Consider the following 25,495-nt stretch of genomic DNA (forward strand, 5'->3'; position numbering starts at 1 on the left):
GGCGGAGCGGTCGCGACAGACGCCGGACGACGTGTCCGGCACGGGTGAACTCCGCACGGCCATCGAGGAGATGCTGCTGGGGGGCGGTCGCGTCTGGACGCGGCGGGACATCGCCGAGCAGTCGGGGGTGAATCCCGAGCGCTCGGCGCAGATCTGGCGCGCGCTCGGGTTCCCGGTGGTCGACGACGACGCGCGGGTCTTCACCGACGCCGACGCCGAAGCGCTGCGGGCGGGGGAACGGCTGATCCGGGCCGGGCTCATCACCGAGGAGAGTGAGACGATGATGGCGCGCGCCCTCGGCCATCATCTGTCCCGGCTCGCCGAGTGGCAGATGCACACCCTCTGGAACTGGCTCGACCGCGACCTGGGTACCTCCGGCGACGCGGCGGCCCTGCTGGAGCACGCCGCGGCGCTGCTGCCGGAGATGGAGCTGCTCCAACGGCATGTGTGGCGCCGTCATCTCGCGGCGCAGGCCGGACGCATGCTCGGGGAAGGGGCGGCGCAGCCGCCGCGCGGCGGTCCGGAGCGGTTGCCCGGCGCCGGAGAGGAGGGCGCGGCGGGAGCGGCCCTGGTGTCCCGGGGGCGGGTCGGGCCGGGCGCCGGGGACGGCGGCCAGCCGGGGCCCGCGCGGGAGGGCGCCGATCTCCGTCACCTCGCCGTGGGCTTCACCGACATGGTCGGGTACACGCGGATGACGCGTGGCCTGGACAGCGCCGAACTCGTCCGCGTTCTCGACCGGTTCGAGAGCCTGACCGGTGACGTGGTCGCCGAGGGGCTGGGCCGCGTCGTGAAGACCATCGGCGACGAGGTGCTCTTCGTCTGTGAGTCGGCGTCCGCGGCCGCCGACATCGCGCTGGAACTGACCGCCCGCGTCCAGGGCGAGGAGGGCCTGCCGCAGTTGCGGACCGGGCTGGCCCACGGCCCGGTGCTCAACCGCTTCGGCGACGTGTACGGAGCCGCGGTGAACATCGCGGCCCGGCTCACCGCGGTGGCCCGCCCCGACACCGTGCTGGTCGACACGGCCTTCGCCGGCGAGCTGGCGGGCACCGCGGCCTACGACCTCAAAGTGCTGCGGCCGGTGTCGGTGCGCGGTTACAGCAGGCTGCGCCCTGTCCTGCTGCGGCAGGCGCCTCCGGAGCGATCGGCCGGGGCTGTGGAGATGCCGACGGCGAGGCGTCCGCACCGGTGAGGACGGTCAGCACCGCGTGAACTGTCGGGCGTTCGCGGCCCCGCGCCCCGGCGTCGACGGGGCGCGAGGCCACCACCGTGCTCGGGTAGGGGTCGCCCCGCCCGCCGGGTCACTGCCCGGAGGCCAGTGCGCGCATACCCGGTGCGCAACTCGCCGTCAGGTCGCCGAGTTCGGTGGCCGTCAGCTCCTTCGCGGCAGTCCCGCGACGGCTGTCGTCGAGCAGACCGCACGCGCCGTCCAGCCACTCGCCGTGCGGCTGGACCCCGGCGAAGGCGGCGAGGCGGGCCAGTTCGGTTCGAGGCCGGTCGAGGAGGTCCTCGTAGGCAAGGGTCGCGCCCTGTCCGGCTGGCAGGGACCCGATGAACTCCGTTCCCTGGGCGACCAGTTCGGACCAGAGCGTGCCGAAGCGGCGCAGCGGGAGGTCCCGGTCCCGCACCAGCGCGGGGTCGAAGCGTTCCTCCAGCAGGGGCGCCAGATCCGGTGGCAGCAGGCGCAGGTGATCGGCCGTCAGGTCGCTGAAGTCCTCCGCTCCGGTCCGTTCCCTGATCTCGCGCATCAGCGTGATCGTGCGGTATCCGGAATGCCGGCTCATGGACAGCGCGCAGTCGGGTCCGTTCCGGAAGAGGTGGACGAATCTCGCGTACGGGAACGCCGTGCGCAACTTCGGTGCCCAGCCGGTCGAGTAGCCGGAGCGTTCCACGACGGCACTCCGGCCGAACCGTGTGCACAGCCACGCGAAGAGGGCTTCGTGGTGGGCGGCGGCCCTTCGTTCGGGCCAGTCGGTCACGGCCGCGCGGATCTCGTCGAGGAGTGCGTCGGGGTCGTCGGAGAGGTGGGGCAGCACCATGAGGGAGAGCGCCGGGATACCCGTGGTCTGCGCCGAGTACCGTCCGGGGCGGCGGGTGTAGAGGAACTCCGGCATCAGCACCCCACTGCGGATCATGGCCGCGAAGTAGGGGGTGGGCCGGAAGAGGGTGTCCCAGAACTGTGCGCCCGACAGCCGCCCCGGCGGGAAGGCCGTGTCGCCCACCGACGCCATGTACTCGTTGAGGCTGAGCACGTCCGGGTGCGTGTTGAGGATGCGGGACAGCGCGGTGGAGCCACTGCGTCCGGTGCCGATGACGAAGGTCAGGGTAGGCAAGATCACCCTCCACGGGTGCCGGTGGTCGGAGTCGAGGTCGCTCACCAAGGTTGTCCCCGGGCGGATGGGCGCACACCCATGATCGCGCCGGCGGGGCGACGGTGCGGGGGCTCCGCGCGCGGGCCCGAGCCCGCCCGGCGACGGGTGCCGCCGCGATCACCGCCGCTGCCGTCGCCGCCGCCGCAGCAGCAGTGCCCCGGCGAACGCGCCTGCCGCGAGGCCGCCCAGGATGCTCCACGCGAGGCCGTGGCCCGAGGCGGCGGGCGACGACGCGTAGCGTGCGTCGAGGTCCACCGTCACCGCGGCCGTGTGGTCGGTCGTGTCGGGGTCCTCCGGCGGTGCACTGTCCTTACGCTCTCGGAGGCGCACGGCGCCGTCACCGGCACGGTCGCCGAACCGCAGCGTGAACGCGAAGGTCTCCTCGGCGCCGGGGTCGTGCACGCGCAGCGGGCAGCTGTAGACGGTGCCTTTATGCCGGCACACCGGCTGGACGACGTCCTCGTCGATCTCCTCCATCGGTTCCTGCACCACCTCGGCTCCGCGCGGCACCGTGAAGACGAGGTCGTACGCGCCGCCTTGTCCCGGATCACCGGGCCCCTCGGTGCGGCCGCCCACCCGTACCTCCCGCTCTCCGCCCGGAGCCACCCGTACGCGGGCCCCGATCGCCGCGTAATCGGCGGGATTGTCGGTGCTGACCTCGGTCCATGCCTCGCGCTCGTCGCTCCATGGCCCGCTGCCGCCCGACCGTGTCCGCGCGTGCAGCGGCGGGCCGTCACCCGGTTCGCCGCCGTCGGGCACCAGCACGTCCTGGTACGGGCCGAGGTCCAGGGGCCAGGCGGACTGGCGGAGCGATCCGTGGTCCAGCACGTGGGGGGTCCGCAGCCGCAGACCGGGGCTGAAGACCGCCGTCCGGCCCGGGCGCAGCCGTAGGTCCGGGAAGGTGCAGTAGGCGGTCCGCGGTGGTGCGTCGGCCCCGGGGTAGCGGCAGTTGGCGAAGTGCTGCGTCATGGTCAGTTCGCCGTCGGTCGCGACCAGCAGGGCCACACCGTGGGCTGTCGTCTCGCCGGTGTTGCGAACGGCGAGGTCCCAGCCGGTCACGGCGCCGGGCCGGACGCCGGTGAGGGTCTCGGGATGCCGGACCTCCAGGATGGGCCCGCCGACCACGACCGTGGTCGTCCGCGTGGCCATGTGCCCGTCCGGGGCCCGGTAACGGAGCCGGAGTTCGCCCGAGTCCCCCGCCTTGCTGCCGGGCGCCGCGTAGGGCAGCGCACCCGCCCAGTCGGCCCAACTGTCGTAACTCGCCCCGACTTTGCACTCCACCCGCACGCCACCGCCGAAGCTGCTGCAGCCGCTGCCGAACTGCTTCAGCCGCAGCGTCTCCCCGGCGTCGCTGACGTCCATCGTCAGACGCCCCGTCTTCTCGCCCGCTCTGTCCCCGCGCGCGTACGCGATGTGGATCGGCTTGTCGCGCTCGGGCCGCTTCCGACCGCCGGGCGGCTTCACGTGATACGTCCTCGGCGCGACGAACCCGGAGTCGGGGTCGGGGTCGGCGGACCTCGTCACGTTGCCGGACAGCAGCGCTACGAGTCCGGCCAGCGTCGCCGCGACGGCGCACAGGACGACGAGGCGGAACCGGCCGCTCGGGAGACGGCGTTTCGCGGGCTGAACAGGCATGCGAGCCAGTCGAACACAGCCTTGTCCACCGACCAACAGCTCGCTGTCACGACTCGGGAACAGCCCAGGTCCCCGGAGAGCGGGACCGGGCGGCGGAACCGGCATCCGTCGTCGCAGTCCTCTGCCCCGCGCGATGCGTGCTGTCGTCGCGAACCGGGCCTCCGCGAGTGCCGGCAGCGTCTGTTCGCCCGGGGCGCCCAGTTCGCGCAGGTACCAGGGAAGGTCGCTGTAGACGTGCAACTGCGTGTACCTGACGTCGGCGCTTCAGGGTGATGGTGGTGGAGGCCGAGGGAGAAGCCGGTTTCCGCGAGGATCCGTCGAGGACGTCGCGGCCGTCGCCCTGCGTCAGCACCCCTCGGCGGCGATCGGCGTCTCCCCGACGGACTGCCGCCGGGTGGGCCCTGACGGGCGCACTGCTGCCTGTCTGACGGCCGCGGGTCTCAGGCGTCGATGCGCACCCAGGTATGGCCGGCGCGGAGCCACAGAGTGCCGTCGCGACCCTGGCCGCACTTCATGACCACCCGCCCTGGCACCCGCACCCGCTCCTGGCCGATGGCGACGCACACGTCGCCGACCAGCTCCGCGCGGGTCACGGTGGTCCTGCGCTTGTAGTGGTCGCGCCTGGTCAGGACCACCCGCGTGCCGCGCACGGCGAAGCCGTCCGGGGCCTTCACCGGGCTGCGGTAGCTCGCGACTTCGCCGGTGGAGGGTGTGATCCGGGTGAGGAAGGTGCCTTTGGGGCTGTACCAGACCAGCCACACCGACTCGCCGTCCGTGGCAGCCGTGCAACCCTCCAGCGGCCAGGCGGGAAGTCTCCCCTTCGGCGCCCACGTCGCGACACCCCGGGTGTTCCAGCCCGCCAGGCCGGCCGCGGACTCCGGGTGGCCGCCGTAGATGCCCTCGTCGCCATAGGCGGTCCAGATACCCCCGCTGCGGTCGCTGACCAGGGCCGGGATGTCGTCACCGAGGCAGAAGGCACCCTCCGGCCGGCCCTCGGGGGAGTACACGACGGCGTTCTCCCGCCAGGCTCCCTCCGCGTCCCGGTAGGTGCGGCCCGATGCCAGCAGGAACCGGGACCCCGGGAGCAGGGCCAGATGGCTGGGCCACATCTCGATCCCTTCGACCGGGATCCGCCGCTGCTCCTGCCCGGAGGTGATGACCAGCTCCCCGTCGAACGGCGTCTCGGGACGCCATCCGATCCACCCGCGGGGATACTTGTCGCGGCTCAGGTAGCGGCACTGGACCAGCATCACGGCGAGTTCGCCGTCCGGTCCCACGGTCCACCACAGCGCACGCCACCCCGCCTGAACGTCCTCGGGGGACAGCCTCCACGCGACGGGCAGCTCGTCGATCGTCATGGGGATTCACCTTTGCGACTCCGAGGGCCTACGCCGCCCGAAGGTCGCCACGCTACAGGTCGGGGCAGTCTCCGCCCCCGCCGGGGAGCGAAGACCGGCCCTTCGCGCCGTCCTGTGCGATGACTGATTGCACCTCGTCAGGGTGACGGTAGGTCGTTGAGGGTCAGGCCGGTGCCGGCTATGAAGCCGTCGAGGGCGTGGGCCCCTACCCATTCGAGCGGGTTGAGGTCGGGTGAGTAGGCGGGCAGCCGGGCAGCAGGAACACCGTCAGCCACGCCCGCTCGGCGACGAGTTCCCGCGTCCTGCGGGAGACGTGGGTGTTCAGGCGGTCCCGGACCAGCACGATCGGCGCCCCGACCAGCTGACGGATGCCGTCGATCAGCGCGATGAAGTCCTGCTCACCCGTGCTGGGACGTGCGCCTTTCCCCGCAGGGTGGGTCCGCAGACGGTGACAGAGCCGGGTCCGGGAACCCGGCCGCATCGCAATCAGTCCGGCCACCGGCAGCCGTCCCGAACGCCGGCCGCTGATGGTGACGACCGGAGTCACTGGGACCGGCGGCACCGTGATCCGCTCGGACTCGTTCCGTCTCCCGACGCCAGCGTCCCGGCCGCCGGCTCCATGAGCAGAACGGTATGGCCAACTCCCTCACCTGGCAGCTGAGATCGAGCGCCACACCTCCGACGGCGCGACTCCGGTGGAGGAGTTCCTCCGTTTCCTCGACGCCTACCGGAGCGGCACGGAGCGGAGTCCGGAACCGACCGCCACGACCGCTCGGCCCGGCGTCGAGTCGGACTGATCCAGAGCAATGACCCGCAGATCCGGTTCGAGCCCGTCGGCGCCATGCCCGTCCTGTGGAACGTCGACGAAGCACTCGACGACCGTCACTGCTGAGCAGGCAGTCCAGGGCGGCCGTGCCGGACCGGCCGCGGTCGAGTGGTGGACGTGCACGCGGGCGCAGTAGTGATCAGGATTCCGAGCAGCACTGCCAGATCGGCGGCGCCTTCCGCGTCGTCGGCCCAGCGGGTGGTCTGCAACGGGTGGACCTGGTCGAGAAGGACGCCTTCGCGTGCCAGGACGAAGGCCAGCGCCAGTGTCGCCGCGCGGGCGTTGCCGTCCTCGAACGGGTGGAAGAAGAGGATGTCGAGGTAGGTCCGGGCAGCGCGGGACGGGAGGGGCGGATCAGGTTGCGGGCTCTCGGACAGACAGTGCTCCAACTGCGCCCGCGTATCGGGGGCAAGGCCGTAGCGCTCCCGTCCGCCCTTCGCGAAGGCCGGCATCGTGCGGAAACCGACCAGGTCTTGGCCCAGCACAGCCCGTTGCCACGTCGTCAGGAGGGCGAAGGTCAGCGGCCTGTTCTGCTCAGCGTCGGCGACGGCCAGCTCAAGGGCGGTCAGGACGCGCGCGGTTCCCTCGCTGTCACGGCCGCCTCGCGTTGCCTCGAAGAACTCCCGGAAGCCGTCGCGGGCCGGTGCGGCCGGGACGCGGCGCGCGGCGCGCCAGGGCGGCCAGCAGATCTTCGGCCGGATGCGCAACCAGTCGGCAAGACTGTCCTTCGGCCGGTCAGGCGGGGCGGTCATCGGATGCCGCCCACGCCCCTGGCGAACCGCGAGCTCACCGCGTCGGTTACCGGAACGTCAGGCGCGATCCAGCTGTCGAACCGGCCGCCGACCGCGTTCTTGACGATCTCCTCGGCCTGGTCCTCGTCGATGCCGTTGAAGGCGAGGAACCATCGCAGGACTTGCAGGCAGTGCCCGTACCAACCGCTCTCGGCCTGGGTGCGGTCGGCCACCACGGTGACCAGGCGCGTGCACGCCCGCTCCCAGTACCAGAGGTCCACGGAAGACACCTCGGTGTTCTCCGGCGGGGCCAGGGCCGCGAACCGCTCCGCCAGGTCCTCGAGCCAGCCACGCCATTCCTGAAGCGCCGCGACGACCAACGGGGCAGTCGCGTCCGGGGTCGTCACGGAGTGGGACGCGCAGCACCAGACCTCGACAACGCCTCCGTCGACGTCACCCTCACCGACCGACCAGTTCCATCCGCAGGCCCATCGGCCGTACCGGCCCATCAGGAACTCGGTGACAGGATCCAGCGAAGGCCGGTGATCCTCGCGACCGACTCCAGCACCGGGGAGCAGGGGTGCGACGCGGCTCACCAGCGCCTCCGCCGCTTCGTCGTCCATCTCGAACGGATGGAGAACCGGATCCACATCTGCCCATCTCAGGGCGCGGGCCCGGGGTTCACTCACCATCCCACCCACTCTGCCGTGCGCGGCGTCCGGGCTCCACCGCGTATTTCCGTCGGCCTGTTTCCGTTGGCGCCGCAGGGGTTCCCCCCTGCCGTTGGCCCAGCAATCGGGCCTGTTCCTTTTTCAGCGTGGTGAAGCTCTGACGTGCGTGGGCGGCGAGTTCCCCGCTCGGTTCCTGGCAGCGAGTGCCCTGGATGCCCGGCTTGAGCACCCAGGATGTGTACCGGTTCGGTGGGGCGAGTCGCGGGTCAGCGCAGCGGAGAACGCCCCCGCGGACCGCTCCGGCAGGCCCGGATCAGAGTAGGCGCGCAGCAGTACCGGCTAATGGGAGAGCGCCGCCGGCGCCGTGGTCACCGCCGTCGGAGCCGACCACGGGGTCGTCGGCGGCAAGCCCGCCCGGCTCATCCGCACGCGCTACGCGCCCGAGGGCGCCGCGCACCCGCTCACCGCGGCCGGTACGGCACCTGGCCGACCCCGTCCGCACGGTCATGCGGGGCTCGCCGGCGGACCTGGACGCCGCCGTGCCCCAGACCGTGCGCCCCTGACGCGTCCTACGCCGCGCTTTGCGCGCAGCGCACGGCAGTTGGGCGGCCGAAGTGCTCCTACTCTGGAACATCGCAGGGAGCTACGACGCACGAGGGTGAGGCCCGCGCATGGCGCAGAAGCCGGTGATCCTGCTGGTCGACGATCACGAGGACACGCTCGCCGCCCTCGAAGGCGCCCTGGGCCCGCTCGGGCATCCCCTCGTCCGCGCGGCCGACGGTACGCAAGCCCTGAAGGCCGTACTCAAGGGCGGGATCGGCCTGCTGGTCATGGATGTCCGCATGCCGGTCGTGAGCGGTCTGGACGTGGCCCGCTATCTGTACCGTCTCGAACAGACCCGCCACATCCCCGTCCTGCTGGTCACCGGCATACGGCTCGACGCCCAACTCGCCGCCGACGCCCTGCGGGCCGGGGTCGCCGACGTCCTGACCAAGCCGATCGACCCGTACGCCCTGCGCATCAAGGTCAGTTACCTGATGCGTACCCTCCGCTGAGGGCGGCCGGCTCCGCACCATGTGCCGCTCGGTCCCGCGCACGGCCCGCGCCTCGCCCCCGTACGCTCGGGCCGTGATTACTTGCGTGGTCGAGTACGTGATCGATCCGGCGCGGATCGAGGCCTTCGAAGCCTTCGGGCGGCGGTGGATGGAGCTGGTGGACCGGCACGGTGGCCGGCACCATGGGTACTTCCTGCCCGGGGAGGGCGCAAGCGACAAGGCACTCGCCCTGTTCAGCTTCCCCAGCCTCGCCGCGTACGAGGAGTACCGGTCCCTCTTCGGCACCGACCCCGATTTCGTGGCGGCCGACGCCATCCGGGACGAGAGCGGGTGCGTGCTGCGCTACGAGCGCACCTTCATGCGTCCGATGCTGCCGGGGCCGCCAGAGGCGTCGCAGGGGCCATGAGGTGCGGCGGGGTCAGGTCCGAAGCAGCGCGTGCAGGAGGTCACGGCCCCCGGGTCAATCGCAGAGGTCACTGGCGGAGTTGAGGTGTCCGCCCTCCTCCACCAGGTGCCACTGCGCCGTCCACGCGGCGGCGAATTCGGCGGCCGTCTCAGGAGTGCAGTAGGGGTCGTCGGTGCCGGCCACCATACGCCGAGCGGTTCACCGCCGAGATGCCGCATGCCACGCTCGTGCGCGTACCGGGTGCGGACCACATCCCGACGGAGAACGCGCCCGGGCCCATCGCCCGCGCACTGAGCGCGTTCTTCACGGCGTAACCGATCCGATAGGGCTGTGCGCTGTGCTGCGTGACCGATTCGGCTCAGCCCCGCGCCTCCAGTAGTGCGGCAACGTAAGCGGCCAACCGCTCCTCCACGCCCTCTGCGGTCAGCTCCGGCCGCCCCGCCTTGCGCCACGCCGGCACCACCAGCCGTACGTCCTCGGAGAACGCCAGCGCGTCCCGCACCAGCCAGTACCGCCGCTCGTCCGCGGCCGCGGCCAGTTCCCCGCCCGCTTCCTCGTAGGCCCGCGCGAACCGCAGACCCCAGGCCGGGCCGTGCAGCAGCGCCAAGTTGGTGCAGCAGTGCGCCACATCGAGGTCCGCGGGCCCCCAGCTGGCCCCCACCCAGTCGACGACACCGGTGAGGCGGAGGGGCTGCGAGCCTGCCTGCGCACCGTCGAACAGTACGTTGCCGGGGTGGAAGTCCCGGTGCAGGAAGCGCCCTTGACAGGCGGGGTCGGGGGCGCGGATCAGATCGACGGCCGCCGCCCAGGTGGCCGGATCCGCGCCTCTCGGCGTCACGACCGTGTCGGCGGTCGTCCACGTCACGTATCTGGCGGGACGCCGGGCGGGGCGCACGTCGTGGATCGCCACGAGGTGACGCGCCAGCAGCGGGATGCGCGCCGCCACTCCCGCGTCGTCGAGGAGGGGGCGGCCCGCGAGATGTGTCATGAGGAGCGACGGGTACTCGCAGTGTGCTGCGCTCGGGTCCACCGCCACCAGTTCCGGGGCCGGCACACGGGTCTTGGTGAGCAGCGTCAGGGTCTCGGCCTCTCTGAGCAACCCCTCCTCGGCGTGCTCCGCGTCGACGAAGGTCCGCAGCACCAGGTCACGGCTGCCTCCGTCCCGCGTACTGATGGTCAGCCGGCGCACTTCGGCCGTGATGCCGCCGTGCAGCGTCTCGGCTCTGACGATCCGCTCCCCGGTCTCCAGATACCGGCCGGCCCATTCCAGGGTGCGCGGCCGCAGGGCCGCGGCAACATCGTGGTCACTCACCGCACCACCCCATCACCTGAACTCCGGCCCGGGCAACAGCTTTTCGCACCGGTGCGTGGCTCCGGAGGCGGGCGGGGCTACGCTCGGCGGGCGAGGGTGACGATCTCCCGGCTCGTACGCGTGACGGGGCCGCGCTCCCAGTCCCCGTAGCGCGCCTCGACCGCGAAGCCCGCCTCGGCCAGGAACGCGTCGAGTGCGGCGGCGCCGAGGAAGCGCAGACGCGTGCGGTCGACGCGCAGCACGGTGCCGTCGGGCTCGGCGATCGTCTCGGAGAACGTGACCACGTCGCCGGCGACGGACTCGGTCTCGTGCCACACGCGCAGGGTACGGCCGGACGCGTCGGTGACGTCGGTCGCGTTCGCGGGACGCCACTCCTCCCAGGCCCGCGCCTGCGGGTGGCGGGTCTCGAAGGCGAAGCGGCCGCCGTCGCGCAGCGCGGCATGGATCGCCGCGAGCGAACGACGCAACTCGGCGTCGGTGACGAGGCATTGGAACGCGTGGCTGACCATCGTCACGAGGTCGAACTCGGACTTCCACCCGGCGTCCGCCGCGGTGCCCTCGACCCACTCGATGTCGGCGCGCCGGCGGGCACGCGCCAGCGCGGCACGGTTCGGCTCGATTCCGGTCAGGCGTCCGGCGTGCCCGCCTTCGCGCGCGCGACGCAACATGGACCCGGTCCCGCAGCCGGCGTCGAGGACCGAGTGCGCCCCGGCCACCAGCCCGTCGTAGAAGCGGTCACCGGGCCACCGCTCGGGGTCCCACGGATTCAACACGTCGTACAGGGCGGCGGCATCGGCGTCGGAGAACACCGCCCCAGTATCCACGCGCGCCGCCGACGGCCCGTGCCGCCCGGTAGGTCAGGTCGCCAACTGCTCACTCGCAGGCGGCAGTCGGTCCAGGCCGGTGTCCCGCATGACGCGGGACACCGTGTCCTCCAGCGAACTGTCCGCGCCGATCACCGTCTCCAGCGCGCCCGGCAGCACGTCGCGTTCGCGGTACCAGCTCCGCAGGTGCTCCTGAGTGACCTGGGCGAGCAGTTCCGGGTCCGGCTTCGAGGCGTGCCGTTCCAGTGTCTGCGCGTAGGGGACGTCGAGGTAGTAGCAGCGGGAGACGCCGCGGTGGTCGGCGACCAGCCCGAGCAGCATGTCGCCGTAGCGGTCCGCGTACATGATTCCCTCCACGACCACGTGATAGCCGGCGTCGAGGGCGTAGCGGGCGACGGTGTCGATCAACCCGATGTTCTTGCCGCCGGGCAGGTCCCGCTCGCGCAGGACGGTGCGGCGCAGGTTGTCCTGGGCGACCAGCGCGATGCCCCGGCCGAAGCGTGCGCGCAGGCCGGCGGCGACCGAGGACTTGCCGGATGCCGAGTTGCCGCGCACGACCACCAGGCGGGTCCGGTCCTGGCCGACGCCCGTCCGCGCCACGTCAGCCCGCCGGCCTGACGTCGCCCCGGCCGGCCGGCACCCGGGATGCCGTCGGCACCGCGCGGCGCACCGCATCCACGTCGTGCCTGCGCTCGGCCGGAGCAGCGTTCCTGGGCATGCCACAGGTCTACCCCGTCCCGTCCGCGCCTGCACCGCGCCCCGGTCTTCGCCGTCTCGGTCACGTGACCCGGGGCAGCGGATCGCACGCCGCGGAACGGTCCTCAACGCCCGTGTCCCCGGGGGAACTTGTTCAGCGTCTCGGCGTACGCTTGCCGCTCCGCGGCGGGTCAGCCGTACCAGCTCGCCGGATGCGCGCCCGGTACAACGCCCCGGCCACCCCACACTTGCGCAGTGCAATGGCAGCGCGAGCCCGTTCCGGCAACCCGGGCGGCCGCGTCGGTCGTGGTCCGGCGCCCTCAGTGCCTCTCGGGCCCGTTCTCCGAACTGCCCGCCTGCGTGCGGCCCACGGGATCACGCCTCCGCGGGCGTAGCGGCACAGCGGGCACGGTCCGCTTCGCCGAGCCCTGCCCGGCATGCCGGCGCGTCGCCCCCGCGCGGGTCCGGCCGACGAGTCCGAGCAGGAACCCGGCGGGGATGGTGATCAGGCCGGGTGTCTGGAGCGGGAACCAGTGGAGGTCGTGGCCGGGGAAGACGGCGACGGGCGAACCCGTGACGGCCGGGGAGCCGCCCATCAGCACGACGATGAGCGGCAGGGTCCCGTAGACCGTGCACCGCACCCCGGTGGCCGAGTGTCCCGGCAGGAAGAGCGTGTACAGCAGGATCGGTGCGAGCACCGAGGCCGCGACGGTGAACGACAGCGAGATCATCGTCAGGCGGCCGCGGTCCGCGAGGACGGCCGCCGCCGCGACGGTGACGACGCCCACCAGCACGATGCCCACCCGCGCCCGGCGGATCTCCCCGGCCGCCGACCGGCCTGCGGCGCACGGCACGGCCCGGGCCCTGAGGTCGCGGACGATGCTGGAGGCGGCGGCCAGCGTGATGCCCGCCACCGCGGCGAGAGTCGTCGCGAAGACGGCGCACGCGACGATCGAGAAGAGCATGCTGTGCCGCGCGCCGCCGGCGACGGGGTCCAGCGCCCCCGTCACCATGAGCAGGGCGGTCGCTCCCCCGGGGTCCGCGGCCCGTATCGCGTCCCGGCCGATCAGGGCGCAGGCCCCGAGCCCGGCCACCACCACACCGGCGCAGACCAGCGCGACGGGCCCCACCGCCCACCCGACGGCCCGCCGGGCGGTCCGGGCGTCGCGGAGCGGGTGCAGGCGCATGGTGAGGTGCGGCAGGCAGGCGGCCCCGACCACCAGGGTGGCCTGGAAACCGATCAAGTCGAGGCGGCCGGCCAGGGAGGGGCCGAAGTGCAGGCCCGGACGGGCGTAGCCGCCGCCGGCTCCTGACCGGTGGCGGGCGGCGTCGAAGAGGGCCAGGGGCGACCATCCGTACCGGGCGAGGATGATGCCGGCCAGGATCAGCAGGGCGACGAGGGCCACCCCGACCTTCAGGATCTGTACGTAGCCGACGCCCCGCATCCCCCCGAACGCGGCATAGCAGATCATGAGGGCCCCGCCGGTGATCGTGCACCCGATGAGGGCGCCCTCACCGAGGTCGAACATGGCGACCATGATGCGTCCGGTCGTGGTGAGTTGCACGAGGAGCAGTGGTGTGAGGACGACCAGGCTCGCGATGCCGAGCGCCCGGCGCACGGACGGATCGCCCAGTCGCTGGGCGAGGAGGTCACCCAGGGTGAACACCCCCGCGCCGCGCAGCGGTTCACCCGCAATACGCATGACGAGGTAGAGCGAGAGCACGGTGGCGCCGGCGAAGAGCATGCCGTCGGCGCCGTCGAGGGCGACGGCTCCCGTGGTGCTCAGCAGGGTGGCCGCGGAGATGTAGTCACCGGCGATGGCCAGTCCGCCGCCGACGGGGCCGAACGCGGCGCTGCCGCCCGCGTAGAAGTGCTCGGCGTCGTCCACGTCGGCCGCCGCGAGCCCGCACAGCAGCAACGACACGGCGACGAATCCGAGGAAGACCACGACGGCGAGCGACTGCCCGTCGCCGCCGCTCACGGGCGCTGCTCCGGCACGCCGATCGGCCCGCGGCCTGTGCGGGCGCCCGGGGCCGCAGGTGAAGACGTCACGAAAGACATGCCGGGCATGCCACCAGCCGCCCGGCGGTGCGTACAGCGGACACGGCGGTTTCGGCGGCGTCCGCACAGCAGGGACGGAACGGTGTTGTGCCGGGTCACAACGGACGGGCCGAGCGGGGTGCGGGCGGCGGCCGTCCGGTGGCGGTCGGACGCGCACAGAGCCGTCGGACGGTCTCGGGGGTGAGGGTTCGCATTCCGCGGTGCGGGGCCGCCACGCAGCTCAGGAACGCGCCCTGCTCACACCCGGTTCGGCTCCGGCCACGGCTGTCGGCGCAGGAAGTGTGCCCACACCACCATGATCGCGAGAGCCGCTGTGGTGCCGCCGAGTGTCATCACGGTGGTCGGTGAGGTGCGGTCCACCGTCACGCCGCCGAGCAGCGCGCCGAGGGAGAGCGTCGCCTGGAACGACGCGGTGAACAGCACGGTGGCCGCCTCCGGTGTGTGCGGGGCCGCCTTGGCGAACCAGGTCTGGGACGCGACGGGCACCGCCCCGTACGCGGCGCCCCACACGATCAGCAGCGCCACGGCGCCGGTCTCGCGGCCCCCCAGGACCGGGAGCAGGAGCGTGGCCACGGCGATCGACCCGGCGGCGACGCCGAGAGCGGCCCGCGGCCCACGCGTGACGGCGGCGCCGCCGGCGAAGTTGCCGACGACCCCCGCCGCGCCGAAGACCAGCAGGAACACGGTGACCGAACCGGCGCTCGCGTGGGTGACGCGCTCCAGGAACGGGGTCACATAGGTGTAGGCCCCGAAATGGGCCAGCACGACGAGGAACGTCAGCAGGAGAGCGAAGCGGGTGTGCGTGCCGCGCACCATGTCCCGCAGCACACGCAGCCGCGTGGCCCGGACGGGCGGGAGCGGTGGGAGCACCAGCCACAGCAGGGCCAGCGCGACCGCCGTCAGGCCGCCGATGACGACGAACGTCACGCGCCAGCCCGCGAGTTCGCCGATGAAGGTGCCCGCCGGGACGCCCAGCACGGAGCCCAGCGGGACGGCGGAGAAGATGACGGCGGTGGCCCGTCCGGCCGACGCCGGGGGGACCAGCCGTTCCGCCAGGGCAGCGCCGATCGACCAGAAGCCGCCGATCACGATGCCGACGGCGACGCGGGAGACGAGCACCAGCCAGTACGCCGGCGCGGCGGCGGCGAGGAAGTCGGCGAGCGCCAGCAGGAGCAGGAACACCCCCAGCATGCGCCGGCGGTCGACACGCGCCGTGGCCACCGTCATGACCGGTGCCGCGATCGCCGCGAGGAGCCCCGGCATGGTCATCATGAGCCCGGCCGTCCCGTCGGAGACGGTGAAGCTCGATCCGATCGAGGTGAGCAGCCCGATCGGCATGATCTCGCTCGTGACGATGCAGAAGATGCCCAGCGTCACCGCGATCACGGCCGGCCATCCGCCCCGGGCCGCGCGGGGTGGGGTGCCGGTTCCGCCGGCGTCCGCGGCAGTGGTTGTCGAGACCATGGGTTCCGTCCTGTGAGGAGAGCTCCGTTGCGGAGTCAGTCCAACAGGGCGTGGGGGCCGGGTGCTGGCAGGTTGCCGACGTCACCCTTGCGCTCCCGGAGAGCATTGCCTGGGGGGCATTGCCCGGAGAGCGGACGTCGCCGGCCGGCGTCCGCCGCGCCGTCGGATCCGGGCGGTCACCGCTGTCGCGCGGTACGAGCCGACGCACGCGGGGTCGACGGTGCACGGCCGCCGGTGGCTCCCGGCCGGCGCGCGCGACGCTTCCGCGCGCTACGTCGCCTGGTCGCCCGGCCGGTCCTGGAGGAAGCCGCTGACGGCCGACGCCAGTTCCTCGGGTGCGAGTTCCGCCACGTGGTGACCGGCATCGATCCCGTGGCCCCGGACATCGTCGGCCCAGCGCCGCCAGATCTCCCGGGGGTCGCCGTAGAGGTCCTCCAGGTCGTCCTTGAGCGACCACAGAGCCAGCGTCGGGCAGGTGATCCGCGTCCCGGCGGCGCGGTCGGCCTCCTCGTGCCGGCGGTCGACGGTGAGACCGGCGCGGTAGTCCTCCAGCATCGCCCGGACCACGTCGGGGTCGCGGGTCGCCCGCCGCCACTCCTCGTAGTTCTCCGCGCCCATCACCTCCGGGTCGCCGTGGTACCAGCTGTCGGGGTCGGCGTTGATGACCCGCTCGGGGATGTCCGGCTGAGCGAAGAAGAACCAGTGCCACCACTGCGTGGCGAACTCGGCGGTGATCCGCGACAGATGCTCCGTCACGGGCAGCGCGTCGGCGAACACCACCCGCGTGACCGTCTCCGGACGGTCGAGCGTCAGACGCAGCGCCACGGCGCCGCCGCGGTCGTGCCCCACCAGCGCGAACCGGTCGTGCCCGAGGTGGCGCGCCACGGCCACCACGTCCGCGGCGACGGCGCGCTTGGAGTAGCCCGCATGGTCCGCGGTGAAGGCCGGTCCCCGGGAGCGCCCGTACCCCCTCAGGTCCGGGCAGATCACGGTGTGGCCGGCCCGCACGAGCAGCGGAGCGACGCGGTGCCACGTCGCCGAGGTGCGGGGGTGGCCGTGCAGGAGCACCACGGGCGGCCCGTCGCCCCCGTACCGGACGAAGGCCGACGCCTCTCCGACATCGATCTGCGCTGTCTCGAATCCTTCGAACACCTGAACCCCCCCGGGCTCGGAACCTTCGCGACGTCACGTCGCGCGTACCTGCTGGGTGGAGCGCGACACCGAGGCCGGAAAGCAGCACACCGTCTCCGGCTCGGCCTGGTCGTCCGTCCAGGCTCCCGGTCCCCGTCGTACGGATCACCTTGCCGAGCGAGCGTATCGCCGGACGAGAGGTGCGCACGGGCGGTGGCCGACCGGCGCCCCCGGCACGCCCCTCCCGTACCCGCGAGCCGCAGTCACCCCGCTTCGTCGCCCCGTGACGACAGAGGCGCCCAGGTGTAGCGGACGCGGACGCCCCGGTGGCGGAGCCAGGCCGTCTCGCGGTGGCGGAGATCGTGCGCCGACTCCGGGGCTATCGCGCTGGGCCAGCGGACGAGCACCGCGGCGACGTGGCCGGTCTGGACGAGCTGGCGTACGCGCCGCCACCCGCTGCGCCGGGCCGGGTCGGGCTCGCCGTACGTGTCCGTGACGACCTCGGCGATCGTCAGCCCCTGCTCCCGGGCGAAGGCGTGGCCCTCCGCCCGCGCGCACTGCGTGGCGCTCCCGTGTGCGCCCGGGGTCCGGTCGGCGCACACGTACAGCACGACGGGGGACGGGGTTTCGCCGTGGGGAGTCATGGCTGCCTTCTCTGGGGGGATCGAGGAGCGGTCCTCGCCGCGTGAAGGGGGTGCGCGGGGCCGGGCCGGGCGCCGGTGGTCAGGGACAGGTCGTCAACTCGGCCCAGACGACCTTGCCGTCGACCCGCGTAGAACGTGCGGAGCCCCACCGGTCGGCGAGCTGCTGGATGAGGACCAGGCCGCGCCCGCCCTCCGCGAAAGGGGCGGCGTGCCGCTCGGGCGGCGGGACCAGGGCGCGGCCGTCGTCGTGCAGCTCGATCCGCAGCCGCTGCTCGCCGCCGGTCAGCGTGAGGCCGCACAGGACCCGTTCGCTGCCGGTGTGCAGCACCGCGTTCGTGGTCAGCTCGGAGACCAGCAGCACCGCGTCGCAGCAGGTGTCGCCGGGCACCTGCCAGGCGCGGAGCCGGTCGCGGACCGTGTCGCGGGCGGATCTCGCGCTGGCGCGCACGGCCGGCAGGCCGAACCAGCACTCCCGACGCGGCGCGGTCTCGGCTGAGGCGGGAGCCGGGGTCGAGGGCGGGGACAGAGTCACGGGGGTCGCCTTCCAGGGCCTGGCGCGGAGCAGGCGCGGGGTGGGGGTCGGGGCGGGGGCGGAGCGCGGGCGGTACGGGGTGCGAAGCCGGTCCGGCGCCCCGGGGCAGGGTGCCGACGACGGCGTCAGCGGGTCGCGTCCGGCGGAGGCCGGACGGTGCGTCAGGGCTGCGACGTGACCGCGCATATGCCGAACTATGCGCGTGATCACCGCACGCTGCAACCGACTCTCTGATAATTTCAGCACGTGGGTATCACTCTGGCGTCGTCTTCAAGTCACTGTCAGAATGGCGCTGTTGAGAAACCCTCAGGGGAGGTAGGGCGTGAGCGAAGCCCGGTCCGGCACCAGTGCGCCGACGGTTCTGCGCATGATCCTCGGCCGTCGGCTGCAGGACATGCGGCTCGGCGCCGGTGCCTCGCTGGAGGACGCGGCCAGAGCCCTGCGCGTGAAGACCCTCACGATCCGACCGCTGGAAAAGGCCGAGGTCGCCCTCAAGCCTCTCTATGTGGAGAAGCTCCTGGAGACCTACGGCGCGGACCGCCGGGAGATCGACGAGTTCGTCGACCTGGCCGAGCAGGCCAACCAGCCGGGCTGGTGGCATTCCTACCGCGACGCCGTCCCGAGCTGGTTCACCGCCTATGTCAGCCTGGAGACCGGTGCCAAGACCCTGCGCACCTACGAACCCCAGTACATAACCGGCCTCCTCCAGACCCCGGCCTACGCCCGCGCCGTACTGCGCGGCGGACTGCCGCACGGCAGCGAGGAGGAGCTCACCCGCCGCGTGGAGCTGCGTCTGCACCGGCAGAACCTCCTGCGGCGCGAGGACGCCCCGACGCTGTGGGTGGTCATGGAGGAAGCCGTCCTGCACCGGCAGGTGGGCAGCGCCGAGGTGATGCGGGACCAGATCGACCACCTTCTCGAGGTGACCGAATTGGCGCACATCAGCGTCGACATCGTGCCCTTCTCCGCGGGCGCGCACATCGGGGCGTGCGCCCCGTTCACGTACTTCAGGTTCGAGGAACCCGAGTTGCCCGACATCGTTTACAGCGAACTGCTGTCCGCGTCCGTCTATCTGGACCAGCGCGCGGACGTCGTGGCCCACCTCGAGGCTCATTCCCGGATGGCGCTGATGACGTCGTCCGAGGACAGCAGGGCACTTCTGAAACGTATGCGCAAGGAGTACTCGTGACGGTCACCGACGAGGGCGTCTACAACGGGATGCCCGCCCGCGACCTGGGGGACCAGGGGTGGGAGCGCCCCTGGAGCGGGCCGAACGGCGGGCAGTGCGTCGAGACGAAGAAGCTCGCCGACGGCCGCGTGGCCCTGCGGCAGTCGACCGATCCCGCCGGACCGGCACTGATCTACGCACGCGAGGAGATCGCCGCGTTCCTGCGCGGCGTCAAGGAGGGCCTGGCGGACCACCTGACCACCGGATGAACCGGCGACGGGCGTCCGGGCAGGACCGGACGCCCGGCTCCGACCCCGGCCCGCGGGCCGGCAGACGCACGCACGAAAGGGCAGACATGACCACCAGGCAGGCCGGCCGGGACCTCGACACGAGCAAGGCGCACTCGGCCCGGATGTACGACTACTTCCTCGGAGGCAAGGACCACTTCGAGATCGACAAGGAGGCGGCCCTGGTCGCCGCCAAGGCCCACCCCGGCCTCCCGCTGACCGCACGGGAGAACCGGGCGTTCATGCACCGCGCCACCCGCGTGCTGGCCCAGGAGCACGGCATCCGCCAGTGGCTCGACATCGGCACGGGCATCCCGACCGAGCCCAACCTGCACCAGGTCGCCCAGTCCGTCGCGGTCGACGCCCGTGTCGTGTACGCCGACAACGACCCCCTGGTGCTCAAGTGCGCCGAGCGTTTGATGCGCAGCACGACGCAGGGCCGCACGGCCTACATCGAGGCCGATGTCACCGACCCCGACGCGCTGATGACCGCGGTGCAGGACTCCGAGATCCTCGACTTCGACCAGCCCATCGCCCTGTCCCTGAACGCGCTGATGCACTTCGTCACCGACCCGCACGACCCGTACGCGATCGTGCGGCGGCTGCTCGAACCGCTCCCGGCGGGCAGCGCCCTGGCGATGAACCACTGCACGCCCGACTTCGACCCCGAGACCTGGAACAACGTCGCGAAGGCCTACACCGGGTCCGGGACTCCGGTGCAGTTCCGCTCGCACGGCGACGTGCGCCGGTTCTTCGACGGGCTCGACCTGATAGAGCCCGGCATCTGCTGCTGTCACCGCTGGCGCCCCGCCGACCCCGCCGACGCCGAGGACATCGCGGACGCCGAGATCAGCCTGCTGGCGGGCGTCGGCATCAAGCGCTGAACGCCGCCGCGCCGGGCACGACGGGCCGCGGGGCGCTCCGCGAGCCCGCGTCGGGGCTTGTCCGGGCGGTCCCGCACCGCGATGATCGGTGATCATGCGCCTCGACGAACTGCTGCCCGCCGAACGCCTGTTGTGGCGCTGCTTCGCCCGCGGCGCGCGCGTCGACGTCAGCGACGCCGCGTCGGCGCAGGCCACCGTACGCGCCGAGGTTCTCGCGGCCCTGCTGCTCGGGGCCGGCCCCGAGCCCGGTCCGGGTGACCGTCCGGCGCTGCACCTGACCGGCTGCACCGTCACGGGCTCCCTCGACCTGCGCTTCAGCGACCTCACGGTCCCGATCGTCCTGGACGGCTGCCGCTTCGACGCCGTGCCCTTGCTGCACGGCGCCCGGGTGCGCGATCTCGCCCTCACGGGCTGCGCCCTGCCCGGTCTCGACGCCGGTTCGGCCGAGATCGGCGGCCGGCTGGATCTGTCGCGCTCCCGGCTGAGCGGGCCCCTCGTCCTCGACCGGGCGCAGATCCACAGCACCTGGGACCTGCGTGACACCGTGGTCACCGCGCCCGGGACGGAGGCCGTCTCCGCCGCCCGCCTCGGCGTGGGCGGCGACGTGCTGTGCACGAACCTCGCCGTGCGGGGCACCTTCCGGGTGACGGGTGCCGTCGTCGCGGGCGAGTTCGACCTGGAGGGTGCCTCGCTGCGCAACCCGGGCGGCCACGCCCTGGACGCCTACCACGCCCAGATCACCGAGGACTTCACCTTCCACCCGGGCTTCACGGCCGAGGGCCGGATCATTCTCTCCGGCGCCACCGTCGGCGCGGCGGTCGGCTTCTGCGGCGCCCGCCTGGACAACGGCGACGACATCGCGCTCGAAGCCGTCGACATCGGCGTCGCCCGCAATGTCGACCTCGGCCAGGGCCTGACCGTCACCGGTGGCGTCCTGCTCGACGGCGCCCGTATCGGCACACAGCTCAGCTTCCGGGACGCCGCGCTCGACCGGCCCGGGGCCACCGCGCTCTCCCTGCGCCTGGTCCAGGCCCGGGAGACCGATCTGCGCACCCGGACGCCGGTCGGCGGGACCGTCGACGCCTCCGGTGCCCAGCTGGGCACCGTCTACGACACCGCCGCCACCTGGCCCGCCGACCTCCGCCTGGCGGAGACCAGCTATGACGCCCTCGCCACCCCGCTGCCGGCCGCCCGGCGGCTCGGCTGGCTGCGGCGCAGCGCCGCCGGTTACCTTCCCCAGCCCTACGAACAACTCGCCGCCGTCTACCGGCGGATGGGGCACGAGGACGAAGCACGGACCGTGCTCCTCGCCAAGCAGCGCCGGCGCCGCTCGCTGCTCCCGCCGCCCGCCCGCCTCTGGGGGTACGTGCAGGACCTGACCGTCGGTTACGGATACCGGCCCCTGCGGGCGGGTCTGTGGCTGATGGCGCTCCTCGCCGCGGGTTCGCTCTTCTTCCAGACGCACCGGCCACCGGCGCTGGAGGCGGGCAAAGCCCCGCCCTTCAACGCCGTGTTCTACACCCTGGACCTGCTCGTCCCGCTCGCCGCCTTCGGCCAGGAGACCGCCTTCGCCGCGCGCGGCCCCGGCCAGTGGCTCGCCTATGCGCTGACCGCCGCGGGATGGATCCTGGCCACCACGGCCGCCACCGGCATCACGCGCGCGCTCAGCCGCCAGTGACGCGCACCCGGGCCGGTGCCGCGCTCGGTGGCGCACCCGTCGCGCGGCGGCCGCACCTCACGCGTGGGAGAGCGCGAAGGAGACCAGGAAGCCGCTCACCGTCACCAGCCCTATCGCGAGGTGGGCCTCCTCGAAGGCCTCCGGGATCATCGTGTCGGCCACCATGGCCAGGATGGCGCCCGCCGCGACCGCCGTGACGGCCGCGATGACCGCCGGGGAGAACGCGCCGATCACCGTGTAACCGAGAACGGCGGAGACGGTGCTGGCGGCGGCGATGGCGGTCCACACGCCGAAGACGTACCCCCGGCCGCGCCCGGCCTGCTTCATCCCCGCCGAACTGGACAGCCCCTCGGGCACGTTGCTGATGAACACGGCGGCAACCGTCACCAGGCTCACCGCCCCGCCGTCCAGCAGGCTCACCCCGATCACCGCCGACTCCGGGATGCCGTCGAGCAGGGCCCCCAGCGCCAGCGCGAGACCCGAGCCGCCCTGTTCCCCTTCGGTCGGCTGCGCGCGCCCGGGCTTGCTCCCCGACCGCTTGCGGTGCCGGGCCCCGCGCCGCGCCAGCCACACATTGCCCAGCGTGTAGGCGCCCGCGCCGCCGAGCGTGCCGATCGCCGCCGGACCCAACCCGCCCTCCCGGTACGCCTCGTCGACCAGTTCGAACGAGACCGCCGACAACAGCACCCCCGCGCCGAACGCCATCACCGTGGCGATCACCTTCTGCGGCACCCGCAGCCCGTACCCCAGGCCGGCGCCCACCAGCAGCGCGGCACCGGCCACCAGTCCCCACAACCCCGCTTGCACCACGTCGCTCATGCCGCTCCCGTACCCGCAGCACCAGCGGGCCCACCTGCGGTCCGCGGCAAGGTTTCCTCAAGTTCCTGGGCTGATGCGGGACCGGTTCAGTGCTGGCAGGGGCTCTCGTCGAACGCGTCCGTGGCCAGCCCCATGGCACCCGCCCGGAGTTGGAACCGCTGGCGCAGCACGGCGGCCGCCTCGTCCCTGCTCGCCTCGATACGGAAGTGCTCCCAGGCCACGAAGATCACGTCGGCGACGAGGACCGGTTCGCGGGACGACGGCGCAGGCGCAGGCCCCTTGGGTGTCCGGCGCCAGGCGCGAGAGATCGCGATGTCCGCCGCTGTCCGTACCTGCGCCTCGCGGTGGGCGGCATGGGCGAGAGCCGCCCTCTGCACCCGTCGACGTCCCCAGTTGCCTCGCACGTCATACCCCCAACCGCACCCTGGGGCCGCGGCCCCCCGGGCTCTCGTCACCCGGCTCGACGCCATCGGCACACACAGGGTGCCTCGTTCTTCACCTAAGGTGACGTGTGCCCCGGCTTTGCGCAGTGATTCCTTTATCCTCACATCTTCGTCACAGAGACGGGGCGAGGGCGGGCCGGTGCCGAAGCCGGAGCAGACAACGGCCGGCCCGCCTCGACCTCGGCCCGTCCGCTCCGGTCAGGCCGGCAGCCTGCCGCACAGCACATTGCCGGGCGCCGCCGGATCGGCGCTGATCCAGAACTGCCGCCACAGGGTGGCGAACTCCTCGCGGCTGAGGTGTCCGTCCCCGTTCAGGTCGAGCAGTTCGAAGACGCCGGCCACGTCGGCGGGCCGTCCGTTCCAGGTCTCCACGAGACGCCGGTGCTCGTCGGCGCTGATGCGCCCGTCGCCGTTGGCGTCCACGGCCTCGAAGACGGTGTCGGCGGTCGCCGTGACGCTGGCGACCATGGTGGGCAACTTGTCCACGAGCGCGAGCAGTTCGCTCATGTCGACGCCGCCGTCGCCGTTGGCGTCGCCCACCTCCAGCAGTGCGGCCCACCAGCCCATCAGCAACGTCTCGACCCGCGCCCCGAGTTCGGTCCCGGGCCCCGCCGCCGACAGCCGCCGCCAGCGGGCGACGAGCGCCCGGAAATCGTCCTCGCGCAGATAGCCGTCGCCGTCCGCGTCGATCGCGGTGAACATCCCCCTGAGCTTGCGCTCCTGAAAAGCATTGGCCACGAGCAGCCTCCCTCGACCCAGCCGCCGATCACGAACCGCCCGGCACCGCCAGGGGCGACGGCGAGCGTCTCGTCACTCTAGGGCGGAACCCTCCCCCGGCCCCACGCGCACATGCGCGCGACCCCTCACCCCGCGGACACGTTTACCGCGGGCCAAGGCAAGAAATGAGGCCCCGCGGCACAGTCGCTGCCGGTCCCAGTGGGCTGGCCAGATCCCTTCAGGCTGTGGCTATCTGGCCAGTGTCGGCGCGGTCGGTCCGAGGGCAGGGTCGGAGGTATGAACATTCTCTGGATCTTCGCCCACCCCGACCAGCGCTCCCTGAACGGTTCCCTGATGCGCGAGGCGCTGTGCTGCCTCGATGCGGAGGGCCACGAACATGTCGTCTCCGATCTGTACGCGATGAAGTGGAAGGCGGTCGTCGACGCCGACGACTTCCCCGAGGGCGCCGACGGCAGCGACCGGCTGTTCGTGGGCGCGGAGCAGGAACACGCCTACAAAGAAGGCACGTTGCGTGCGGACATCCGCGCCGAGCAGGCCAAGCTCGCCTGGGCGGACGTCGTGGTGTTCCACTTCCCGCTGTGGTGGTTCGGTCCGCCCGCCATCCTCAAGGGCTGGATCGACCGGGTCCTGACCCAGGGGCTGGGCTTCGGCGTGAAGGACGACGCGGGGCGGACCCGCAGGTACGGGGACGGCGGCCTGGCCGGAAAGCGCGCCTGGATCGTCACCTCCGTCGGCGCCCGCGCGTCCGGCTTCGGTCCTCGCGGCCTGCACGGCCACATCGACGACGTACTGTTCCCGCTGCTGCACGGCACGTTCTGGTACACCGGCATGGCGCCGCTCGCGCCGTTCGTCACGTACGGGGCGGATCGCACGACGCCGGAGGAGTACGCCCGCACGGCCGCGGCCCTGAAGGAACGGATCCGCGCCCTGCCGGACGCCCGGCCGGTGCCCTTCCGCCACGAACGGTCCGGCGACTACGACCGGGAACTCGTCCTGCGCCCCGGCCTCGCTCCCGGCCGCACCGGACTCACGGTCCACCTGACCGGCCCGCAGGACCACGCTCGGTCAGTGGCGCGGCAGCACGACCGCCCCGCTCCGCCAGGACCGGCCACCGGCGTAGAAGATGGCGGCGTACGAGCGGCGGCCGGGCCGCACAAAGGCGCCGCCGAGGCGAGAGGAAGCCGATGGAACCGAAACCCGCCGTCATCCGCGGGCGCCTGACACGCCTGGAAGCGACCGGCGAGGCCGACCTGGAGCTGCTGGCCGGCTGGTTCGCCGATCCCGGGTTCGTGGAGCACTGGGGCGGCGTCCGGCTGTCGCGTGCGGACGTGGCCGCCAAGTATGTGGGGCGCCGTCGGCCCGGGGTCGGATCGTTCCTGATCGTCGCTCAGGAGACGGAGACGCCGGTCGGTTATGCGCAGTACTGGCACGCGGACGCCACCGCGGGCGGGCTCGACATGGTGCTGGTCCCCGGCGCGCGGGGCCGGGGCCTCGGGCCGGACGCGGCCCGTGCCCTCGTGCGACATGTGTGCACCGCGCTGGGATGGCGGCGTGTGACGGTCGATCCGGCGGCGGCCAACGTCCGCGCTGTCCGTGCCTGGCAGAAGGCGGGCTTCCGGCGGGTGTCCGGCGACGCGGAGAGCGTGCTCCTGGAGTACCGCCCGCAGAGCGGACCTGAGCGGTCCCCCGGCTGACCCCCGACAGGCCCCGGCACGGCCCCGTCGCGGCGATGCGCCGGCGCGCTCCGGATATTTTCGGAGAT

General features: G+C 72.7%; 26 protein-coding genes and 1 pseudogene. 9 read left to right on the top strand and 18 right to left on the bottom strand.

Annotation, left to right across the window (positions count from 1 at the left end; genetic code table 11):
• Window positions 1-70: 70 nt before the first annotated feature.
• The gene (locus ABZY33_RS06690) at window positions 71-1,189 is read left to right on the top strand and encodes an adenylate cyclase regulatory domain-containing protein (RefSeq protein WP_356490468.1); all 1,119 of its coding nucleotides are present in this window, start codon (window positions 71-73) and stop codon (window positions 1,187-1,189) included.
• A 109-nt stretch (window positions 1,190-1,298) separates the two neighbouring features.
• Here the strand turns inward: ABZY33_RS06690 and ABZY33_RS06695 are convergent, their stop codons facing one another.
• From ABZY33_RS06695 to ABZY33_RS06720, 6 genes are all read right to left on the bottom strand, one after another.
• Window positions 1,299-2,336, bottom strand: a complete 1,038-nt coding sequence (locus tag ABZY33_RS06695) for a sulfotransferase (RefSeq protein WP_356490385.1) — start codon at window positions 2,334-2,336, stop codon at window positions 1,299-1,301.
• A 150-nt stretch (window positions 2,337-2,486) separates the two neighbouring features.
• Window positions 2,487-4,004 carry a hypothetical protein gene (locus tag ABZY33_RS06700; RefSeq protein ID WP_356490386.1) on the bottom strand — a complete coding sequence of 506 codons (1,518 nt, stop codon included), beginning with the start codon at window positions 4,002-4,004 and terminating at the stop codon, window positions 2,487-2,489.
• 440 nt (window positions 4,005-4,444) lie between these two features.
• A complete protein-coding gene (locus tag ABZY33_RS06705) occupies window positions 4,445-5,362 on the bottom strand; it encodes a hypothetical protein (RefSeq protein WP_356490387.1) in 918 nt (305 codons plus the stop codon).
• A gap of 205 nt (window positions 5,363-5,567) precedes the next feature.
• Window positions 5,568-5,861, bottom strand: a complete 294-nt coding sequence (locus ABZY33_RS06710; protein ID WP_356490388.1) for a transposase — start codon at window positions 5,859-5,861, stop codon at window positions 5,568-5,570.
• 383 nt (window positions 5,862-6,244) lie between these two features.
• Window positions 6,245-6,940: a Fic family protein gene (locus tag ABZY33_RS06715; RefSeq protein WP_356490389.1), complete on the bottom strand. Its 696-nt coding sequence runs from the start codon at window positions 6,938-6,940 to the stop codon at window positions 6,245-6,247.
• The gene (locus tag ABZY33_RS06720) at window positions 6,937-7,542 is read right to left on the bottom strand and encodes a hypothetical protein (protein WP_356490390.1); all 606 of its coding nucleotides are present in this window, start codon (window positions 7,540-7,542) and stop codon (window positions 6,937-6,939) included. Before ABZY33_RS06720 ends, ABZY33_RS06715 begins: the two co-directional genes overlap by 4 nt.
• 719 nt (window positions 7,543-8,261) lie before the next feature.
• Between ABZY33_RS06720 and ABZY33_RS06725 the strand changes: the two are divergent.
• Together ABZY33_RS06725 and ABZY33_RS06730 are read left to right on the top strand one after the other, a co-directional pair.
• A pseudogene (locus ABZY33_RS06725) lies at window positions 8,262-8,627 on the top strand (response regulator); the annotation flags it as partial.
• A gap of 91 nt (window positions 8,628-8,718) precedes the next feature.
• Entirely contained in the window at window positions 8,719-9,051 is a 333-nt protein-coding gene (locus tag ABZY33_RS06730; RefSeq protein ID WP_356490391.1) for an NIPSNAP family protein, read from the top strand.
• Window positions 9,052-9,105: 54 nt separating this feature from the next.
• On the opposite strand, the gene ABZY33_RS06735 is transcribed toward ABZY33_RS06730, so the two are convergent.
• The 9 genes from ABZY33_RS06735 to ABZY33_RS06775 all read right to left on the bottom strand — a co-directional run bounded on the left by ABZY33_RS06735 (window position 9,106) and on the right by ABZY33_RS06775 (window position 17,716).
• Complete coding sequence (locus ABZY33_RS06735; protein WP_356490392.1) at window positions 9,106-9,237, bottom strand: alpha/beta hydrolase; 132 nt, start codon at window positions 9,235-9,237, stop codon at window positions 9,106-9,108.
• Window positions 9,238-9,409: 172 nt separating this feature from the next.
• Window positions 9,410-10,363, bottom strand: a complete 954-nt coding sequence (locus ABZY33_RS06740) for an aminoglycoside phosphotransferase family protein (RefSeq protein ID WP_356490393.1) — start codon at window positions 10,361-10,363, stop codon at window positions 9,410-9,412.
• A 77-nt stretch (window positions 10,364-10,440) separates the two neighbouring features.
• Window positions 10,441-11,172: a class I SAM-dependent methyltransferase gene (locus tag ABZY33_RS06745; protein ID WP_356490394.1), complete on the bottom strand. Its 732-nt coding sequence runs from the start codon at window positions 11,170-11,172 to the stop codon at window positions 10,441-10,443.
• Between the two features lie 48 nt (window positions 11,173-11,220).
• Complete coding sequence (locus ABZY33_RS06750; protein WP_356490395.1) at window positions 11,221-11,787, bottom strand: AAA family ATPase; 567 nt, start codon at window positions 11,785-11,787, stop codon at window positions 11,221-11,223.
• A gap of 416 nt (window positions 11,788-12,203) precedes the next feature.
• Complete coding sequence (locus tag ABZY33_RS06755) at window positions 12,204-13,865, bottom strand: cation acetate symporter (RefSeq protein ID WP_356490396.1); 1,662 nt, start codon at window positions 13,863-13,865, stop codon at window positions 12,204-12,206.
• Between the two features lie 317 nt (window positions 13,866-14,182).
• Complete coding sequence (locus ABZY33_RS06760; RefSeq protein ID WP_356490397.1) at window positions 14,183-15,409, bottom strand: MFS transporter; 1,227 nt, start codon at window positions 15,407-15,409, stop codon at window positions 14,183-14,185.
• A 270-nt stretch (window positions 15,410-15,679) separates the two neighbouring features.
• Entirely contained in the window at window positions 15,680-16,561 is an 882-nt protein-coding gene (locus ABZY33_RS06765; protein ID WP_356490398.1) for an alpha/beta hydrolase, read from the bottom strand.
• 242 nt (window positions 16,562-16,803) lie between these two features.
• Window positions 16,804-17,184: a hypothetical protein gene (locus ABZY33_RS06770; RefSeq protein ID WP_356490399.1), complete on the bottom strand. Its 381-nt coding sequence runs from the start codon at window positions 17,182-17,184 to the stop codon at window positions 16,804-16,806.
• 79 nt (window positions 17,185-17,263) lie between these two features.
• Window positions 17,264-17,716, bottom strand: coding sequence for an ATP-binding protein (locus tag ABZY33_RS06775; RefSeq protein WP_356490400.1), 453 nt, complete (start codon window positions 17,714-17,716; stop codon window positions 17,264-17,266).
• A 322-nt stretch (window positions 17,717-18,038) separates the two neighbouring features.
• On the opposite strand from ABZY33_RS06775, the gene ABZY33_RS06780 reads away from it, so the two are divergent.
• The 4 genes from ABZY33_RS06780 (at window position 18,039) to ABZY33_RS06795 (ending at window position 21,733) form a co-directional block, all read left to right on the top strand.
• Window positions 18,039-18,905, top strand: a complete 867-nt coding sequence (locus ABZY33_RS06780) for a helix-turn-helix transcriptional regulator (RefSeq protein ID WP_356490401.1) — start codon at window positions 18,039-18,041, stop codon at window positions 18,903-18,905.
• On the top strand, window positions 18,902-19,153 hold the full coding sequence (locus ABZY33_RS06785; RefSeq protein ID WP_356490402.1) for a DUF397 domain-containing protein: 252 nt from the start codon (window positions 18,902-18,904) through the stop codon (window positions 19,151-19,153). The genes ABZY33_RS06780 and ABZY33_RS06785 overlap by 4 nt, the downstream gene beginning before the upstream one ends.
• A gap of 86 nt (window positions 19,154-19,239) precedes the next feature.
• The gene (locus tag ABZY33_RS06790) at window positions 19,240-20,055 is read left to right on the top strand and encodes an SAM-dependent methyltransferase (RefSeq protein WP_356490403.1); all 816 of its coding nucleotides are present in this window, start codon (window positions 19,240-19,242) and stop codon (window positions 20,053-20,055) included.
• Between the two features lie 94 nt (window positions 20,056-20,149).
• Entirely contained in the window at window positions 20,150-21,733 is a 1,584-nt protein-coding gene (locus ABZY33_RS06795; protein WP_356490404.1) for an oxidoreductase, read from the top strand.
• 57 nt (window positions 21,734-21,790) lie between these two features.
• Here ABZY33_RS06795 and ABZY33_RS06800 read toward each other — a convergent pair whose 3' ends face one another.
• From ABZY33_RS06800 to ABZY33_RS06810, 3 genes are all read right to left on the bottom strand, one after another.
• Window positions 21,791-22,552 (bottom strand): ZIP family zinc transporter, encoded by a 762-nt coding sequence (locus ABZY33_RS06800; RefSeq protein ID WP_356490405.1) that lies wholly within the window; start codon window positions 22,550-22,552, stop codon window positions 21,791-21,793.
• 86 nt (window positions 22,553-22,638) lie between these two features.
• Entirely contained in the window at window positions 22,639-22,929 is a 291-nt protein-coding gene (locus tag ABZY33_RS06805; protein ID WP_356490406.1) for a hypothetical protein, read from the bottom strand.
• Between the two features lie 264 nt (window positions 22,930-23,193).
• On the bottom strand, window positions 23,194-23,733 hold the full coding sequence (locus tag ABZY33_RS06810) for an EF-hand domain-containing protein (protein ID WP_356490407.1): 540 nt from the start codon (window positions 23,731-23,733) through the stop codon (window positions 23,194-23,196).
• A gap of 276 nt (window positions 23,734-24,009) precedes the next feature.
• Between ABZY33_RS06810 and ABZY33_RS06815 the strand changes: the two genes are divergently transcribed.
• Together ABZY33_RS06815 and ABZY33_RS06820 are read left to right on the top strand one after the other, a co-directional pair.
• Window positions 24,010-24,954: an NAD(P)H-dependent oxidoreductase gene (locus ABZY33_RS06815; protein ID WP_356490408.1), complete on the top strand. Its 945-nt coding sequence runs from the start codon at window positions 24,010-24,012 to the stop codon at window positions 24,952-24,954.
• Window positions 24,918-25,427, top strand: a complete 510-nt coding sequence (locus tag ABZY33_RS06820; RefSeq protein ID WP_356490409.1) for a GNAT family N-acetyltransferase — start codon at window positions 24,918-24,920, stop codon at window positions 25,425-25,427. The genes ABZY33_RS06815 and ABZY33_RS06820 overlap by 37 nt, the downstream gene beginning before the upstream one ends.
• The last annotated feature ends 68 nt before the right edge of the window (window positions 25,428-25,495 follow it).

The organism is Streptomyces sp. NPDC006552, from assembly GCF_040611655.1.
Taxonomy (GTDB): domain Bacteria; phylum Actinomycetota; class Actinomycetes; order Streptomycetales; family Streptomycetaceae; genus Streptomyces.

Excerpts from the sequence above, each read along its gene's own strand:
- ABZY33_RS06735 (WP_356490392.1), bottom strand. The coding sequence starts at position 9,237 with ATGGTGGCCGGCACCGACGACCCCTACTGCACTCCTGAGACGGCCGCC.
- ABZY33_RS06800 (WP_356490405.1), bottom strand. The coding sequence starts at position 22,552 with ATGAGCGACGTGGTGCAAGCGGGGTTGTGGGGACTGGTGGCCGGTGCC.
- ABZY33_RS06760 (WP_356490397.1), bottom strand. The coding sequence starts at position 15,409 with ATGGTCTCGACAACCACTGCCGCGGACGCCGGCGGAACCGGCACCCCA.
- ABZY33_RS06720 (WP_356490390.1), bottom strand. The coding sequence starts at position 7,542 with ATGGACGACGAAGCGGCGGAGGCGCTGGTGAGCCGCGTCGCACCCCTG.
- ABZY33_RS06795 (WP_356490404.1), top strand. The coding sequence starts at position 20,150 with ATGCGCCTCGACGAACTGCTGCCCGCCGAACGCCTGTTGTGGCGCTGC.
- ABZY33_RS06715 (WP_356490389.1), bottom strand. The coding sequence starts at position 6,940 with ATGACCGCCCCGCCTGACCGGCCGAAGGACAGTCTTGCCGACTGGTTG.
- ABZY33_RS06790 (WP_356490403.1), top strand. The coding sequence starts at position 19,240 with ATGACCACCAGGCAGGCCGGCCGGGACCTCGACACGAGCAAGGCGCAC.
- ABZY33_RS06700 (WP_356490386.1), bottom strand. The coding sequence starts at position 4,004 with ATGCCTGTTCAGCCCGCGAAACGCCGTCTCCCGAGCGGCCGGTTCCGC.
- ABZY33_RS06820 (WP_356490409.1), top strand. The coding sequence starts at position 24,918 with ATGGAACCGAAACCCGCCGTCATCCGCGGGCGCCTGACACGCCTGGAA.
- ABZY33_RS06690 (WP_356490468.1), top strand. The coding sequence starts at position 71 with ATGCTGCTGGGGGGCGGTCGCGTCTGGACGCGGCGGGACATCGCCGAG.
- ABZY33_RS06770 (WP_356490399.1), bottom strand. The coding sequence starts at position 17,184 with ATGACTCCCCACGGCGAAACCCCGTCCCCCGTCGTGCTGTACGTGTGC.
- ABZY33_RS06815 (WP_356490408.1), top strand. The coding sequence starts at position 24,010 with ATGAACATTCTCTGGATCTTCGCCCACCCCGACCAGCGCTCCCTGAAC.
- ABZY33_RS06705 (WP_356490387.1), bottom strand. The coding sequence starts at position 5,362 with ATGACGATCGACGAGCTGCCCGTCGCGTGGAGGCTGTCCCCCGAGGAC.